The sequence below is a fragment of the Vreelandella mediterranea genome, from assembly GCF_970647075.1.
In genome coordinates this window covers 2918834-2933631 of record NZ_OZ310198.1, presented here as the reverse complement: position 1 = coordinate 2933631, position 14798 = coordinate 2918834, and the positions used below count along the sequence as shown (strand labels likewise).

The following is a 14798-nucleotide window of genomic DNA, read 5'->3' as shown; positions in this document are numbered from 1 at the left end:
CTTGCTTCAGGCCTTCGTGACACCGGCGGCATGACCCGCTACGTCAACCAGGTCACGCTGATGCCCGGTGACGCCGCCTGGCGCGCCACGCCCAACCCCAAGCCAAGCGTCGACGGCCCCCAGGTGGCTTTCGTGGTCGGCCCGGAAGGCGAAGAGATTCACTGCGACGAGCACGGCCGGGTCAAGGTCCAGTTCCCCTGGGACCGCTACGCCGAGCCGGATGACACCGCCAGTTGCTGGGTGCGTGTCTCCCAGGGCTGGGCCGGCGGCGGTTACGGCGGTATCGCCATTCCACGCATCGGCCACGAGGTCATCGTTTCGTTTCTGGAAGGCGACCCGGACCAGCCGCTGGTCACCGGGCGGACCTATCACGCGGTCAACCAGCCGCCCTACGATTTACCGGCGAACAAGACCCGCACGGTGCTGCGCACGCAAAGCCACAAGGCCGAAGGCTTCAACGAGCTGCGCTTCGAGGACGAGGCGGGGGAAGAGCAGATCTGGGTCCACGCCCAGAAGGACCTGGAGCTTTTAACGCTCAACGACCGGACCGAGGAGATCGAAAACGACAGCTTCCTGAACGTCAAAAACGACCGTATCAGCGAGGTCGATCACGATGATCATCACACGGTGCATGGCGACCGCTTCGAACATGGCGAAGGCGATCAGCACTTCACCGTGCAGGGCAGCCTGCACCTCAACGCCGGCCAGGCCTGGCTCAGCGAAAGCGGCCGCGAGCTCCACATCAAGGCCGGTCACAAGGTCGTGCTGGAAGCGGGCAGCGAGATCACCCTCAACGCGGGCGGCAGCTTCATCAAGCTGGATGGCGGTGGCATTACCATCGTCGGGCCGACAGTGAAGGTGAATGCGGGGGGCAGCCCGGGTAATGGGGCCGGGCAGGCTGTGGAAGACCCGCTATTGCCCGGGCGGGCGGTAGCGGAGGCGCACGAAGCGATTTCCCCCGTATCGCTGCCAGCCGGGTCGTTACCCAGGTTGAACGATTACCAAATGAGCGATGCCGCGCTCATGCCGCTGTGCGGCAAAATACACAACACCCAGTGCACGCGTGAGGACTGCCCATGTCTAGCTGGCTAAAAGAGATTCCCGCGCGCAGCCAGCCATGTAAGCGGCCCGCGACAAGCGAAAAAACGTGGTGGCTGATACTCGATCAGCGCCGTGATCCGGCGCGATGTGCCGCCTGGTTGAATCAACCGGGTCGTAACGAGTTCATGACGCTATTTGCCGGCACGCCGCTGGCACCGCTGATTGAAGCGAGCCCGTGGCTGGTAGAAGTAGTGCCTGGCAGCCCGGCGGCGCTGGAAGCTGAAGCGTTTTGTCATCGACAACTGGGATGGATAGCGACGGCCAAACCTGGCGCCACACTGAAAAGCATGGCCGACCACCTCGGAACACTCTTTGTTCTATCGGACCCGCATGGCGGACAGTCGCTCATCAACCTGCAAAAACCCGCCGCCTGGACCGCCCTGCTGGCCAGCGCTGATCCAGTCACCTGGCGTCATCTTGTTGCCCCGTTCAGCGCGCTCTACATCCCCACGCCTGAAGGAAGTTGGCGAAAGTGGCCGGCGCCTGAAGAATTGGCGGGCGATCCACCCTTGATTCGTCTGGACAGGGTAACGGAGCAGGCCCTCAAGGAGAGCAGCCGCGCCTGGTGGTTAAGCGCTGCCACTGGCACGCCCATGGAGGCGTTGCCTGACCACTGGCTTGCACGACTGGCTGCCCTCAACAGCGCCCGCATTACTCGCGGCAGTCACCTGCTGCGCTTGCTGCCGCTCATCCAGCGGGAAGCCCCGCTGACCCCGCAGGAGCAGGCGACCCTGGCCATGGACGCCCCGGCCCGCAAGAAGACAAACGCTTTGGAGAACGTGGCATGAGCAACTTTCAGGCTTTGGGTGGTTTTGCCCCGGATGCACCCCCTTCCGCCGCACAAGAACGTCAGATCGCGCTATCACAAACCCATATGTGCCTGGAACAGGACCAGCAATGGGCCGATATCATCTACATTCCCGGCACCCGGTCATTCTGGCTATTGACCCATGACGTCTCGGATATCCTGATGGGCGCCGCCGAAGAGTTGCAGAGTGCGATGCAACAAGAAGACGTGCAAGCGCGCCTCGAGCAGCTAAGGGAATTCGGCATTCTGGATAGCATGATGCCTGCTGACCCGGTGAGTTTTCTTCCCCAGGAGGGCCAACAGAAGCATCGTGAATTGCGCGATCAGCGAGAAGCGCTTGAAGCTGAAAAGCCGGATGCGGCGGATTATGCACCGGCTGACCGCATCCGGCTAACCAACGACATGCGTAGCTGGGTTGCCAGGATCTCTTCTTTGGAAGAAGAAATGGCGGATCTTGAATCCAGAGGAAAGGAAATCGCAAGGGAGCAAGGCTACCTCCTGTCGGGCGATCACTTTTATGGCGGTTGGGAAGACGCAATTGAGCGAGAGCTGGAAACCTACAGAACATGCCGGCGCAATATGAAAGAGCAATTTCCATCCTATGACGAGTCACAATGGAAAAAACCGCTTAGCGAGGCCTTGGCCGAGTATCGCTCGATGCTGGAGGATTGCGAGTCTGATGTGCCACACAATTCATCGTGTAATCCTGCCCTAAAAGACCAGTTAGAGAATTACGTCATCAGGTTGGAGCCATCTGTCAGGGCATATCACGACAGTATCCTGGCGCTGGCAACCCTGGGTATTGCCACGCCCGAGTGGGCGTTAGCCGATATGAGCGCCAGCGCTAGCTATCAAAAAATCGGCGAAGGGGCGGGCGCTTTCGGGGAGTACTGTAGCCTATTGGCCGAACTGCACACGCTGCATGAAGAGGTCAGCGATAAATTGTCTGCCTGGAAGAGTGCCACCGCCAGTGATACTAGACTCCCCACTTTCCTGTTCGAAAACGAGCGCGAGACCTACAAATCGTTGATGAGGCGCCTCGATGAGATCCATGAACGGGCTCAAACTTCGGTGGCCAACACCAAGCCGCTTCGCGTGCTGATCTGGAACACCGACCTGGAGGACACTCGCCCTTCGCTGGGTTACACCAAAAGAGCCATGGATGTGCTGGTACGGGGGGACTTCCCATTGCGCGAGTTCAGCTCTGCGCTGGGTGAGAAGTCGTTAAGCCATTTGAGCCTGTGGCAGATCCTCCTTGAGGCGAGCAGTGCCGAGGGGGATCAGATCAGGGCCGCGCTAACGGCTGATGAAATTTTGCCCGCGCGGCTGTGGGAAGCGCCGGAAACCGCCCTCAGTCAATGGCTTGGTAATAACGGCTGTTACCGAATCGCCCACCGCAGTGATTGGCACGAAGACCCGCTTGGCTACTTCGATCCCGAGGCCTTCTTCCAGTATCTCGACGAGCAATGTGTCGAGGTCGATTCGCTCGCCGACGAGAGCGCGAAAGAGCGCTGGGGAGAAGCGCTCAAGAAGATCCTCTTTATCGGCCCCAGCCGCGAGAAGCTGCGGCTGTTCGATGCCAGCGCCCAGGCGCAGATGCTCCGACTGGTGGGCATGGCGAAGTATGAACTCAACGAAGCCGATGAAGGCGGGGAGGGGCCCGAGCATCGTGTTGAGCTGCAAAATATTTCGGTCAATGAGGGGGGCTGGAGTAACGATTATAATGGTGGTAGTGGGAGCCTCGGTGCCAGTGCCAACAGCACTGACGAACGCGCGCTTTACAACCAGCCGGCACCCGGAAGCGAGGGAGGCCCCAGCGGGAGAGGTTCCGAGGGCAGTGGGTATGAAAATGGTCGTGCTTCTGCGGGGAAGGGCGGGTTAAAACCCAGTGCTTCCTACCAGTGGTCGCTGGAATCCAAGGGAACCTATAACCTTGCCAAGGGGGAGCTTGCCTTTAAACGTATCGAACTACCCAAGCGTAGCGAGGCCAAACCGATCGAGGTTGCATTGGGCCAGCACGAAGGCGAAGAGAAAACCCGCTCGTTGGGCTGTTATGGGATGTCCATTGAAATCGTGATGAAGGGATTTGCCGGTGCCAACATCGCCTTGTCCAACAAAATCGGCGTTGAGCTGGATGACCAGGGCCTGAAGCTGATCGGGATGGACCTGCGCAGCCAGGAGGCGAACATCGCCGGTATAGGGGCGTTTGCCGGTGTCAAGGCCGGCGGCGAGATATCGCAATCTCTGGATTGGAAACCCCCTAGGGAATTGAAAGACCTATTGCCCCACTGGCAAGCGCTGAACGAGCTGGGAATGGGCGGGCAGCGCGAGCGTTCACTGGATGACTGGCGCAGCCTGGCGAAAGCCAACTTCGAAATCGAAGGCAGCGCCGGGGCGGGCGCCAATGCCGACTTCAAGCTGGGTAGGGAGGGCGGCAAATTTGTACTGCGCATATCTGCCAAGCTGGTTGCCCTGACGGGCATGGGCAGCAAGATCCGTTTCGAACTGGACCCCGCCTATCTCGATTTATGGCTGGCGATGCTGTATCGCGCCTACAAGGATAACCAGTACGAAACGCCAACGTGGATTACCCCGGAGGCCGAAAGCACGCTGGGCAAGCTGAGTTACTTGTATGCCACACTGCTATTGAGCGGTGGATTACTGGCCGCGCGGGGGCTGGAGCAGGTCGATAACTTATTTACCGAGCTAACCGGCGGACAGAATGCCGGGCCGATAGCGTATGCGTTGGTTAACGACCCTCGGCAAGAAACATTGTCTGGTTGGGTTCAGGCATTAACTCCTAAGGCATTCGGCGCTTTACTATATGTACTCACGAATACGCCGCGATCATTCAAGGCCGACCGTGAGATCAAAACGGCGCAACAAGCACAGGATGTTCAGCAGATCGCCATCTCGAAATGCCTGGAGTGGCTTGTGGATGGCGTGACCACCGGGCAGTACGGTAGTTGCCGCTTTGATATGCAGACATCGACGCCCGAGCAACCGGCGCAATACCTGTTTACTAAAGCCGTGGCCCGCATGACTGTTGGGGGGAAATTGAATAATAGCAGTCAGCTAACGGTGCTATCAGAGCCGCGAGAAGGATATAAAAACACTATTGCGAGCGGGTACTTTGGCCGCGAAGAAAAAACGCCTTATCAGATAGGGCGCGAACGCTTGCAGAACTTTATGGATAAAAACCCTGGCGAGCAAAGTAACTCAGTAAGATACGCCAAAGAAAGCTTTAGCGTTAATATGGCGCGCCTCGGTTCCGTAGACTGTAGCCAAACATCATGATGCTGACATGGATGAAGAGATAAAAATGCAAAAATTGACGTTGAAACCGTTAGCGACGCTCACTTTGTTGATATGCGTACTGATATCCAGCGTCAAGGTAATGGCGCTTGATGAAGATACCCAGGCTGCCAAGGATGAAGGCATGCGGCTCTGGGGCATCCACCAGTGGGAAACGATGCAGCCGCCACTGGAAATTGCTGCAGAAGCAGGCGATGTCGAGGCGATGTACTACCTCGGTGAAGCCAGCCGGCTGCTTAGCCGCGGCTTATCCAATGCAGCCATGGACTGGTACTACCAGGCTGCCCAGCACGGTGAGCCCTATGCCATGCTGCGCCTCGACTCAGGGGGCGCCTGCAAACTGGGTGGCGTTTGCCCCGAGGACGGCAACGACTGGCGAGACGCGGCCCTCGATGCGACCCTGCCCAAGGCCGAAGACGGCGACCCGGAGGCCATGATGGCGCTCTACTCCATCTATGCCGTAGAGGACAGAGAGGCCGCCAATCACTGGCTGCTGGAAGCGGCCGAAGCAGACAACGTCTATGCTCAAGACTGGTTAGGGCGAAGAATTCGAGATGGTGAAAGTGGCACCAGGTACACCAACGATACGGAGCGCCTGGAAGCGGCTGAGGTTTGGTTTCGTCGGGCGGCCGAGCTGGGCTACCCACCTTCCATGAGCAACCTGGCAGGGATATTGGCGAATCTGGAGCGTTACAATGAGGCTTGGGAATGGATGGAAAAAGCCTCTGATGGGGGGCTTATCAATGGCCGGCAGTGGTTAGCTGATTGCAATATTATGCCGAATACTGAAGGAAGGAAGCTATGTGATGGCGCCCCCTCTCCTGATCCAGCAAAAGGGTGGGCCATTGCTCTCTCTATCGATGAGGAGGTACCCAATACTTTCTCGTCTACTACTTGGTATATATTTCGTCAGCATGTCACCCCTGAAGAGCGTGAAGAAGGCGAGGCCATGAAAGAGGAGTGGTTGAATTTAGCACCGCTTTCCTATTTCCCCGATAAGTTTGGCTTTTAATGAGGGGCTGTCTTTACCGTACTTTATACTGCCTCACTGCCGCCGTCGTTCTCACGGCGGCAGCACCTGTTTACTCACTCGATGAAGACACCCAGGCCGCCAAGGACGAAGGCATGCGGCTTTATAACGCTTATCAACGCTCGAAAAGCGAGTCGTACCTGAAAACGGCAGCAGAAGCGGGGGATGTCGAGGCAATGTACTACCTGGGCGAGGTGTATCGCTTACGGCATATGGGATTAACGAATGATGCCAAGGACTGGTACTACGAGGCCGCCCTGCACGGCGAGCCCTATGCCATGCTGCGTCTCGACTCCGGTGGCGCCTGCAAGTTGGGCGGCGTTTGCCCCGGTGAGGGCGACGACTGGCGCGAGGCGGCTCTAGAAGAGACCTTGCCCAAGGCCGAGGAAGGCGATACCGACGCCATGGTAGCGCTCTACTCCATCTACGCCAAGTTAGTCGATAGCGACACGGCCAATCGCTGGCTGCTGGAAGCGGCCGAAGCAGACAACGCCTATGCCCAAGACTGGTTAGGGCGAAGAACCCTCGGTGACCAGGATAGATACAAAAATGATACCGATCGTCGGACAGCCGCTGAAGTTTGGTTTCGTCGCGCTTCGGAATTGGGATATGGGCCTTCCATGAACAATTTATCATCTGTATTAGTTCAATTAGGGCGTGAGGAAGAGGCTTATGAATGGATGATAAGGTCATCTGATACGGGAGTAGTCGATGCAAGGATGGGGATTGCCTGGTGTTATCTTGAGCCTGAGTTCGATGTGATTTGCTTGAATGAAAAGAATATAGCGATAGGCGTAGGTGTTCTTGAAGCTATGGTAGAAGAAGTTAATAAGTCTGAGGCAGAGTATTTGTTGGATAATGTGGCAGAACCCCTCACTAATGAAGAGAGAGAAGAAGCCAATGACGTAAAAGCTCAATGGCTTAATCACGAGCCGCCACTCTCCTATTTTCCGCCCAAGTATGGTTATTAATGAAAAAGCCGCTTTATCGAGCGCTATGCAGTCTCGCTACCATCGCTGTTGCCCTAACGGCGTCGATGCCTGCCTATTCGCTCGATGATGCTGCCCAGGCTGCCAAGGACGAAGGCATGCGGCTTTATAACGCCTATCAACGCTCGAAAAGCGAGCCGTACCTGAAAACGGCTGCTGAAGCTGGGGATGTCGAGGCGATGTACTACCTGGGCGAGGTGTACCGCTTACGCCATATGGGGTTAACGAATGATGCCAAGGACTGGTACTACGAGGCCGCCCAGCACGGCGAGCCCTACGCTATGCTGCGCCTCCATTCAGGCGGCGCTTGTAAGCTGGGCGACGTCTGCCCCGATAACGGCGACGACTGGCGCGATGCTGCGCTCGAAGAGACCTTACCTAAAGCCGAAGATGGCGACACCGATGCCATGCTGGCGCTCTATTCCATTTATTCCAACTATGCCACGTTGGAAGATATGAACGCCGCCAATCACTGGCTGCTGGAAGCGGCCGAAGCAGACAATACCGATGCGCAGGATTGGTTGGGGAAAAGAATCCGCGATGGTGAAAGTGGCACCAGGTACACCAACGATACGGAGCGCCGGGAAGCGGCTGAGGTTTTGTTTCGTCGGGCGGCCGAGCTGGGCTACCCGCCTTCCATGAGTAACCTGGCAGGGATATTGGCGAACCTGGAGCGTTACGATGAGGCGTGGGAATGGATGGAAAAAGCCTCTGATGCGGGTCATATGAATGGCCGCATGTGGTTAGTTGCGTGCAATATTGTGCCCAACAATGAAGAAAACGAGTTATGTAACGGCGCGCCGCCGCCCAACCCGGCAGAAGGGTGGGCCATTGCCCTCGCTATCAATGAGGAAGTACCCAATACTTACTCTTCTACCGCTTGGTACAGATATCGCCAGATTGTTACCCCTGAAAAGCGTGAAGAAGGCGAGGCCATGAAAGATGAGTGGTTGAATTTAGCACCGCTTTCCTATTTCCCCGATAAATTTGGCTTTTAATGAAAGGCTGTCTTTACCGCACTTTATACTGCCTCACTGCCGCCGTCGTTCTCACGGCGGCAGCACCTGTTTACTCACTCGATGAAGACACCCAGGCTGCCAAGGACGAAGGCATGCGGCTCTGGGGCATCCACCAGTGGGAAATCATGCAGCCTCCACTTGAGATTGCCGCCGAAGCAGGAGATGTCGAGGCGATGTATTACCTCGGCGAAGCAAACAGGCTGCTTAGCCGCGGCTTGTCCAATGCAGCCATGGACTGGTACTACCAGGCCGCCCAGCACGGCGAGCCCTATGCCATGCTTCGCCTCAATTCAGGCGGCGCTTGTAAGCTGGGCAACGTCTGCCCCGAGGACGGCGACGACTGGCGAGACGCGGCCCTCGATGCGACCCTGCCCAAGGCCGAAGGCGGCGACTCGGCCGCCATGATGGCGCTCTACTCCATCTACGCCGTAGAGGACAGGGAGGCCGCCAATCACTGGCTGCTGGAAGCGGCCGAAGCAGGCAATACCGATGCGCAGGATTGGTTAGGGCGAAAAATCCGCAGCGAAGATGATAATTATGAAAGTTATACCAGTGGGAAAGAGCGCTTGGAAGCGGCCGGGGTTTGGTTCCGCCGTGCGGCCGAGCTGGGTTATGCGCCTGCGATGAGAAACTTATCTGCAAATCTTGCCCAACTCGGGCTGGAAGATGAGTCTTATGAATGGATGGTAAAGGCATCTGAAGCTGGCGTCATTGATGCACGCTTAGGAGTCGGTTGGTGTTACTTGGAACCAGAGCACGATGCAATCTGTCCTGAGGAAGCTAATATAGTCGCTGGAGTCGGTATTATAGAAGCAATGACAGAAGAGATTCAAAGAGATACGTATCTGACCTTGGTGAACGATATTGAGACTCCTCTGACGGAGAGTCAGCGTAAAGAAGCCGATGAGATTAAAGCCCAGTGGCTTAACCACGAACCACCGCTTTCCTATTTTCCCGCTAAATTTGGTTATTAATGGCAGCGCTGCTTCATCCCTCTCTATCCGGCCAGTCTTGATGAATGGTCGCAGCCCGTGCCCGAAGCTCAATGGGCCAAGCCCAGCCAGGAACTCACGCGCCTCTCAAACGAGGTCAAAAAGCGTCATGCTCGGCAGCCGAACCGGCCAATTACGGCCATCTTCGCCGAGGTTTATGCCAAGGAAGCGCCTCTTTCTGCCTGAGGGGACAAGAACATCACAGCCAGTGCCCAAAGCGATTTGCCGGAGCTCACGCCCGGCGCGCGCTTTACGCTGACTGACCATGACACTTCGAGTCCAAACACTTGGACCAGCTGGATGGAGAAGGCAACTATCAGGCAAGTGAAGCCTATATCTATATTGACCCGCGCGGCGGGATAGGCAGCGACAAGCGTTACACGCCTTCAACTTTTATACGCCGGGACGAATCGGGAAGCTGGCAGCGGATAGAGCCATAAACGACATATATGTAATTAAAGCCATTAGGATATAAACAATGAGTTTAAAGGCACCGGATCTGCCACAGCCAGATACTCATCAACCTCATCAGGCAGGAGAGACCCAATCCCCCCCGGGGGGGCTTATTACCTATCTTTCCCCCAAACCGTTGCCCACTGGTCATCAGGCACTGGATTTAAATGGTTCGATTAGTAGCCTTAATGAGACGTGCCTGGATGTAGGCGGTGGATACATGGATGCTTTTGGTTGGCAGCTGCTGACCGGGACGACTTTTGGGCTATTTTTATTATCTTCGTTAGTTTTCCCAACTATTTTTTGGCTGCTGCTACCTGACGCTTCATTTGATTTTATCTGGAGTAACTATACATATGGATTTTGGGTAGGTTTAGCGGGAGGAGGAGCAGTTTTTTTAATAATGTATTCAGGCCACTGGACAGCGCTTAAAAGCATACGCAATACACCACCCGTGCGCTTTCACCGCCAGCGACGCGAAGTCTGCTTTGTAGTAGAAGAAACAAAAGAAACAGTCATTGTGCCCTGGGAGTCCCTCATGGCTTGGGTAGTCGAGGCACGCGGTGTTACTCAATACGGTGTACAGCAACAGTTTGGCGTAGGCATGGGCTACGCGCATCCTGAAACGGGGCATTGGCTAAAAATCGAGTTCATGACCTTCGCCAAACCGCTGGCGATCAGCCAGTGGGAAGCCGTGCGTGCCTACATGGAGTATGAGGTGAACACCCATGCCGAAATACAGGACCCGCTAACCGCGCGCGAAGAAAGCGATCCCCCCTGGGAAGGCGTACATACCCTGCGCCGGGCGCGCCGGCGAATGAATGAACGCCGCGCCAGCGGCGAGATCGGCTGGCTCTACTGGGGCGCCTGGTACGCGATGGACATTATTCAGCTTTGGAATCTGCCGGGCTATTTGACCGAGTGGGACAACCGGCGCTTGAGTAAGGCGCGCCCCAACCTGCTGCCGCCTGAGATGATCGAATGGTCAAAACCACTGCCCGAAGAACATTGGGCCAAACCAAGCGATGAGTTGGTAAGGTTATCCGAAGAGGTCAAGCATATTCGCGAGCAAGACCCGGCCTTGCCAATTGAAATGGTGTTGGCTGAAGCTTATCGACGTCAGGGTATCACCGCATAAGGTCACTATGTTCAAGACGAATATTCGCTCTGCTCTGCCCCCCATGCGCGCAGGAGAACGGGAAAGCCGCGCCGGGGGCGAGCAATACTGCTTAAGCCCCTTGCCGCTACCGGTGAATAGAGAATACGCCGTGGATGTGGCGCATATCGACGTGCGCCACGATGACGCCACCATGGATATCCGCCAAGGTGCCAGCCCGGATAGCATGATGACGGCGGGACATATGCTGAGCGTCGGTATCGTAGCCATAATGGCCTTCTGCCTTGTTGTATGGGTAGGTATCGGGGGATTTCCACCTGACCCTCAGTTTGCAGCCGCATGGGGGGGGGGGCTGTATTTCGTAACTCTTTTTACGTTTATCGCTGGTATTGTCACGGTTAACTTAGTCTTACAACGCATGCCACCTATTCGATTAAATCGTCAGCGTCGTGAAGTGGCCTTTGTGATTGATCCTCCGGGCCGCTTCTGGCTGCCTGCTCCTTACAATCTTTGGATGATTTCTATCGTTGGGACCGCTTCCACCATTCCGGGGGGCATGGGCATCATTGAAATAGGCGAGTGGCTACGCGGTGCTCGAGAAAACTTTCCTGTGGGGTTAACGCTACTGCATATGGGGGCCATGGCCTTTCTCTTTATATATCCGGCGATTTACGACACTATCTGCCGACTCTGCAAGCGCGAGCGCCGCACGGTACTGGTGCCCTGGGAAGACGTGATTGCGGTGTGTGGTTTCAACCCGAGCCTGGGGCCGGGGGCCATCACCGGCTTTGGCTGGAACTTTGCACTGCTGCCCCCGGACCCGGAGCGCCCCGGCTATACGCTACCGGGGGCGGGCATCATCGTCAGCGTGGGCGGGCTACCGGGGGCGCTGTCCCAGTGGGAGTACATCCGCCGCTTTATGGAAGAAGGTACCGAGGCCATCACACCTGCCGCCCGTGAGTGGGGCGTCGAGTGGTACGACGCCTACGTGGCCCGGGAAAAGGCCGAGTGCGAACGCACCAATGCCCCCGCCCGTTGGCGACGCTTTCGGCGCAAACGGCTGTGGGAACACGCCCGCTTTGCCCACTGGTACACCGAATACCGCATGAAACACATTCTGCCGAAAGCCGTGCCCCATGACTGGCTGGCCGAGTGGTCGAAACCCTTGCCGAAGTCCCGGTGGGCTACCCCATCAAAAGAAGTCACCGAGCTAAGCGAGCTATTACGGGCAGCTTACTTGCGTGGCGAGAAATTCATCGAAATGGGCGATATCGCCCAACACTTTGGCGTCGCGGTGCCCGCGGCCAGCCAAAAGGCCTACCCTTCGTTTCCCTTCAGAAGTAACGCCCAGCCAGTTTCGGATTACCATCAGTAAGGATCGTGTCATGACACAAAAAGTAGCCGTGGGTCCCTTGGCCGTACTAGCTGCTGCCGGGTCATCAGAAGTGATCGAATAGCAATCGGTGCGCGCTAAGCCCAGGAAGCTTTCAATAGCCTCGCCAAATAAAGAGTGGCCGGCCCGGCGCCGTGGTGGTTTTGGTGAACCAGTTGTAGCTGCAAACTGCGCTGGGCGCCTTCGGCCAGGTTGAGGGGCACCAGCGCCCCGCGGCCGAGTGCTTCCTCCACCATGTATTCGGGCACCCAGCCATAGCCCAGCCCTTCCTCGATGGCCTCGATGACGGCGTCGAAGCGGTTGAAGCGCCAGATGACCGCCGAGGTGAAACTGTCGGGAACGTGCTCGGTGAGATGGGCATCGCCGCTACTTTCGCATTTGATGACGTGAGAGAGCGCCAGGTCCTTGCGGGTAATCGGCTTTGAATGCAGGGCCAGCGGGTGCCTGGGGTGGGCAACGCACACCAGCCGGAGTTGGCCAAGCTCGTCACTGAGGGCGCCGGCGGGGCGTTGGCTTGTCAGGTAAAGATCCGACTCGCGGTGTTGAAACCGGCCCAGCAGGGTCGGCAGGGTCACGTAGTCGATATCCAGCAGCGTGGCGGGAAAATGTGTTTTGAAGCGGGTCAGAATGTCCAGTAGCCAGCGCGACGGCACGCAGCTTTCGATGCACAGGCGTACCTTGATTTCATGGCCCTTTGCCAGTGAGCGCGCGCGGCCTTCGATTTGCAGCATGCCTTCTACCATGGCCTTGCCATCTTCGAGCAGCAGTTCGCCGATAGGCGTCAGCACCGCCTTGCGCCCGCGTATTTCGATCAGCGTGGCGCCCAGTTGCTCCTGCAGTTTATTGACCGCGTAGCTCACCGTGGACTGGCTGCGCTCCAGGTGCTCCGCCGCTTTTTGAAAGCTACCTTGCTCGATCACCGTTTTGAACACGTTCCAGTGGTCCAGCGTCGTTTTGGGGTTCATGGCGCTCAACGTATCTAAAAATTGGATCTATTTTAGCTATAATTTGATTTTTTAATCCAAAATTTATTGGCTAATCTGGGCTCGGAGGTAATCCCATGAGCCCTGCAAAACTGTTTTCTATTCTTCTCGCGGCTTCGGCCGTCGATATGGCCGCGGCGTCTACTTCGCTGACGACTGAGCACCTCGAACTCACCGGCGAGAGTCACTCGGGGGTGGTGAGCTACCTGGGGATTCCCTACGCCCAGCCGCCGGTGGGCGCGCGTCGCTGGCGCGCGCCCGAGCCGCTGACCGACACGACGCCAGTGCATAACCTGGGGCGCTTTGGCCCTGGCTGCGCGCAGCCCTATATCCAGGCGATGGCGGATCAAAACGTCGACCCGGAACAGACCAGCGAAGACTGCCTGTATCTCAACGTCTGGGCGCCGGAAGACGCCGCCGAGCGCGCCTATCCGGTCATGGTCTGGCTGCACGGCGGTGGGTTTAGAATCGGCGGTAGCCAGCTTGGGCTTTATAACGGTGAAGCGCTGGCGCGGGAAGGCGTGATCGTCGTGACGCTCAACTACCGCCTGGGGCGGCTGGGCTTTTTTGCCCACCCGGCGCTTGGCGACGAGGAATCGGGCAATTTTGGCCTGCTCGATCAAATCCAGGCGCTGCGTTTTGTACATCAGCATATCGGGGCGCTGGGCGGCGATCCTGACAATGTCACGCTGTTTGGTGAGTCCGCCGGTGGCGCCTCAATTCTCTATCTTATGGCCGCCCGGCAGGCGCAGGGGCTTTTTCATAAAGCGATCGTCCAGTCCGGCGCGATCGATATGCCGGAACTAAGCGGCGAGCAAATGGCGACGCTTGGCGAACGCTTTGCACGCAATGCCGGGGTCGCGGATGCCGATGCCGAGGCGCTGCGCTCGCTGCCGCTGGAGGCGGTATTGAACACCTCGCCTCAGGATAAAACCGACACCATGCCCTTTATCGATGGAAAGCTTGTCGAGCAAAGTGTCTATCAGGCGTTTGCCGAAGGCGAAGTGGTACCGGTGCCACTGCTTATCGGCAGTAACGACTATGAGGCGGGCTTTTTCCCGCCCGGCTTTAGCTTGCGCGTGCCGGAGATGATGAGCGCGGAGCAGTGGCGTAAGGCAACGGCCTACACCGATGACTACGGCGTGGCGCAAGATGCTGACCCCAGCCAGCGCCGCTACGCCCAAGCCGCCCAAATTGCGACGGACCTGTTCGTGACCCAGGGCACCCGCCGGGTGGCCCGCGACCATGCCGCCCAGGGCAATCCGGTGTACCGCTACAGCTTTACGTATGTGCCCCCGAGTGAGCGCGACACTACCCTGGGGGCGATTCACACCGCCGATGTTCATTACGTGTTGGGGAACGCGCTTTCCGGCGATGCCGACACTCAAGCCATGAGCGCCGAGCTGCAAAAGCGCTGGGCCGCTTTCGCCCGTACCGGTGAACCAACAGCGCGCCACCAGCGGCGCTGGCCAGGCTACCAGCGCAGTAATGAAATCCTGCTGCACTTTACCTCCGATGGCACCCGCACTGGCGCGGACCAGGCCAGCGCCCGGCTCGACTTTTTGGAGTCGCTGGACAGCCTGCAAATCAATTAATAC

10 protein-coding genes and 1 pseudogene are annotated in these 14798 nt (G+C 57.5%); 10 read left to right on the top strand and 1 reads right to left on the bottom strand.

Annotation, left to right across the window (positions count from 1 at the left end; genetic code table 11):
• Positions 1-9 precede the first annotated feature (9 nt).
• The 9 genes and pseudogenes from ACWFVE_RS13405 to ACWFVE_RS13365 all read left to right on the top strand — a co-directional run.
• A pseudogene (locus ACWFVE_RS13405) lies at positions 10-1092 on the top strand (type VI secretion system Vgr family protein); the annotation flags it as partial.
• Complete coding sequence (locus tag ACWFVE_RS13400) at positions 1077-1889, top strand: DUF4123 domain-containing protein (RefSeq protein WP_447529765.1); 813 nt, start codon at positions 1077-1079, stop codon at positions 1887-1889. The pseudogene ACWFVE_RS13405 and the gene ACWFVE_RS13400, both read left to right, overlap by 16 nt.
• Positions 1886-5206 carry a hypothetical protein gene (locus ACWFVE_RS13395; RefSeq protein ID WP_447529764.1) on the top strand — a complete coding sequence of 1107 codons (3321 nt, stop codon included), beginning with the start codon at positions 1886-1888 and terminating at the stop codon, positions 5204-5206. The genes ACWFVE_RS13400 and ACWFVE_RS13395 overlap by 4 nt, the downstream gene beginning before the upstream one ends.
• 7 nt (positions 5207-5213) lie before the next feature.
• Complete coding sequence (locus ACWFVE_RS13390; RefSeq protein ID WP_447529763.1) at positions 5214-6236, top strand: tetratricopeptide repeat protein; 1023 nt, start codon at positions 5214-5216, stop codon at positions 6234-6236.
• Positions 6237-6349: 113 nt separating this feature from the next.
• Positions 6350-7225 carry a tetratricopeptide repeat protein gene (locus ACWFVE_RS13385; protein ID WP_447529762.1) on the top strand — a complete coding sequence of 292 codons (876 nt, stop codon included), beginning with the start codon at positions 6350-6352 and terminating at the stop codon, positions 7223-7225.
• Entirely contained in the window at positions 7225-8241 is a 1017-nt protein-coding gene (locus ACWFVE_RS13380) for a tetratricopeptide repeat protein (protein WP_447529761.1), read from the top strand. The genes ACWFVE_RS13385 and ACWFVE_RS13380 overlap by 1 nt, the downstream gene beginning before the upstream one ends.
• On the top strand, positions 8241-9236 hold the full coding sequence (locus ACWFVE_RS13375) for a tetratricopeptide repeat protein (RefSeq protein WP_447529760.1): 996 nt from the start codon (positions 8241-8243) through the stop codon (positions 9234-9236). Before ACWFVE_RS13380 ends, ACWFVE_RS13375 begins: the two co-directional genes overlap by 1 nt.
• Positions 9237-9732: 496 nt before the next feature.
• On the top strand, positions 9733-10845 hold the full coding sequence (locus tag ACWFVE_RS13370; RefSeq protein ID WP_447529759.1) for a hypothetical protein: 1113 nt from the start codon (positions 9733-9735) through the stop codon (positions 10843-10845).
• 442 nt (positions 10846-11287) lie between these two features.
• Positions 11288-12199: a hypothetical protein gene (locus ACWFVE_RS13365; RefSeq protein WP_447529758.1), complete on the top strand. Its 912-nt coding sequence runs from the start codon at positions 11288-11290 to the stop codon at positions 12197-12199.
• A 95-nt stretch (positions 12200-12294) separates the two neighbouring features.
• On the opposite strand, the gene ACWFVE_RS13360 is transcribed toward ACWFVE_RS13365, so the two are convergent.
• Entirely contained in the window at positions 12295-13182 is an 888-nt protein-coding gene (locus tag ACWFVE_RS13360; protein ID WP_447529757.1) for a LysR family transcriptional regulator, read from the bottom strand.
• Between the two features lie 95 nt (positions 13183-13277).
• Between ACWFVE_RS13360 and ACWFVE_RS13355 the strand changes: the two genes are divergently transcribed.
• Positions 13278-14795 (top strand): carboxylesterase/lipase family protein, encoded by a 1518-nt coding sequence (locus ACWFVE_RS13355; protein WP_447529756.1) that lies wholly within the window; start codon positions 13278-13280, stop codon positions 14793-14795.
• The last annotated feature ends 3 nt before the right edge of the window (positions 14796-14798 follow it).

What these genes read in the sequence shown, in the direction of transcription:
- ACWFVE_RS13395 (WP_447529764.1), top strand. Translation starts at nt 1,886, where the DNA reads ATGAGCAACTTTCAGGCTTTGGGTGGTTTTGCCCCGGATGCACCCCCT.
- ACWFVE_RS13385 (WP_447529762.1), top strand. Translation starts at nt 6,350, where the DNA reads ATGCGGCTTTATAACGCTTATCAACGCTCGAAAAGCGAGTCGTACCTG.
- ACWFVE_RS13355 (WP_447529756.1), top strand. Translation starts at nt 13,278, where the DNA reads ATGAGCCCTGCAAAACTGTTTTCTATTCTTCTCGCGGCTTCGGCCGTC.
- ACWFVE_RS13375 (WP_447529760.1), top strand. Translation starts at nt 8,241, where the DNA reads ATGAAAGGCTGTCTTTACCGCACTTTATACTGCCTCACTGCCGCCGTC.
- ACWFVE_RS13360 (WP_447529757.1), bottom strand. Translation starts at nt 13,182, where the DNA reads ATGAACCCCAAAACGACGCTGGACCACTGGAACGTGTTCAAAACGGTG.
- ACWFVE_RS13380 (WP_447529761.1), top strand. Translation starts at nt 7,225, where the DNA reads ATGAAAAAGCCGCTTTATCGAGCGCTATGCAGTCTCGCTACCATCGCT.
- ACWFVE_RS13400 (WP_447529765.1), top strand. Translation starts at nt 1,077, where the DNA reads ATGTCTAGCTGGCTAAAAGAGATTCCCGCGCGCAGCCAGCCATGTAAG.
- ACWFVE_RS13370 (WP_447529759.1), top strand. Translation starts at nt 9,733, where the DNA reads ATGAGTTTAAAGGCACCGGATCTGCCACAGCCAGATACTCATCAACCT.
- ACWFVE_RS13390 (WP_447529763.1), top strand. Translation starts at nt 5,214, where the DNA reads ATGGATGAAGAGATAAAAATGCAAAAATTGACGTTGAAACCGTTAGCG.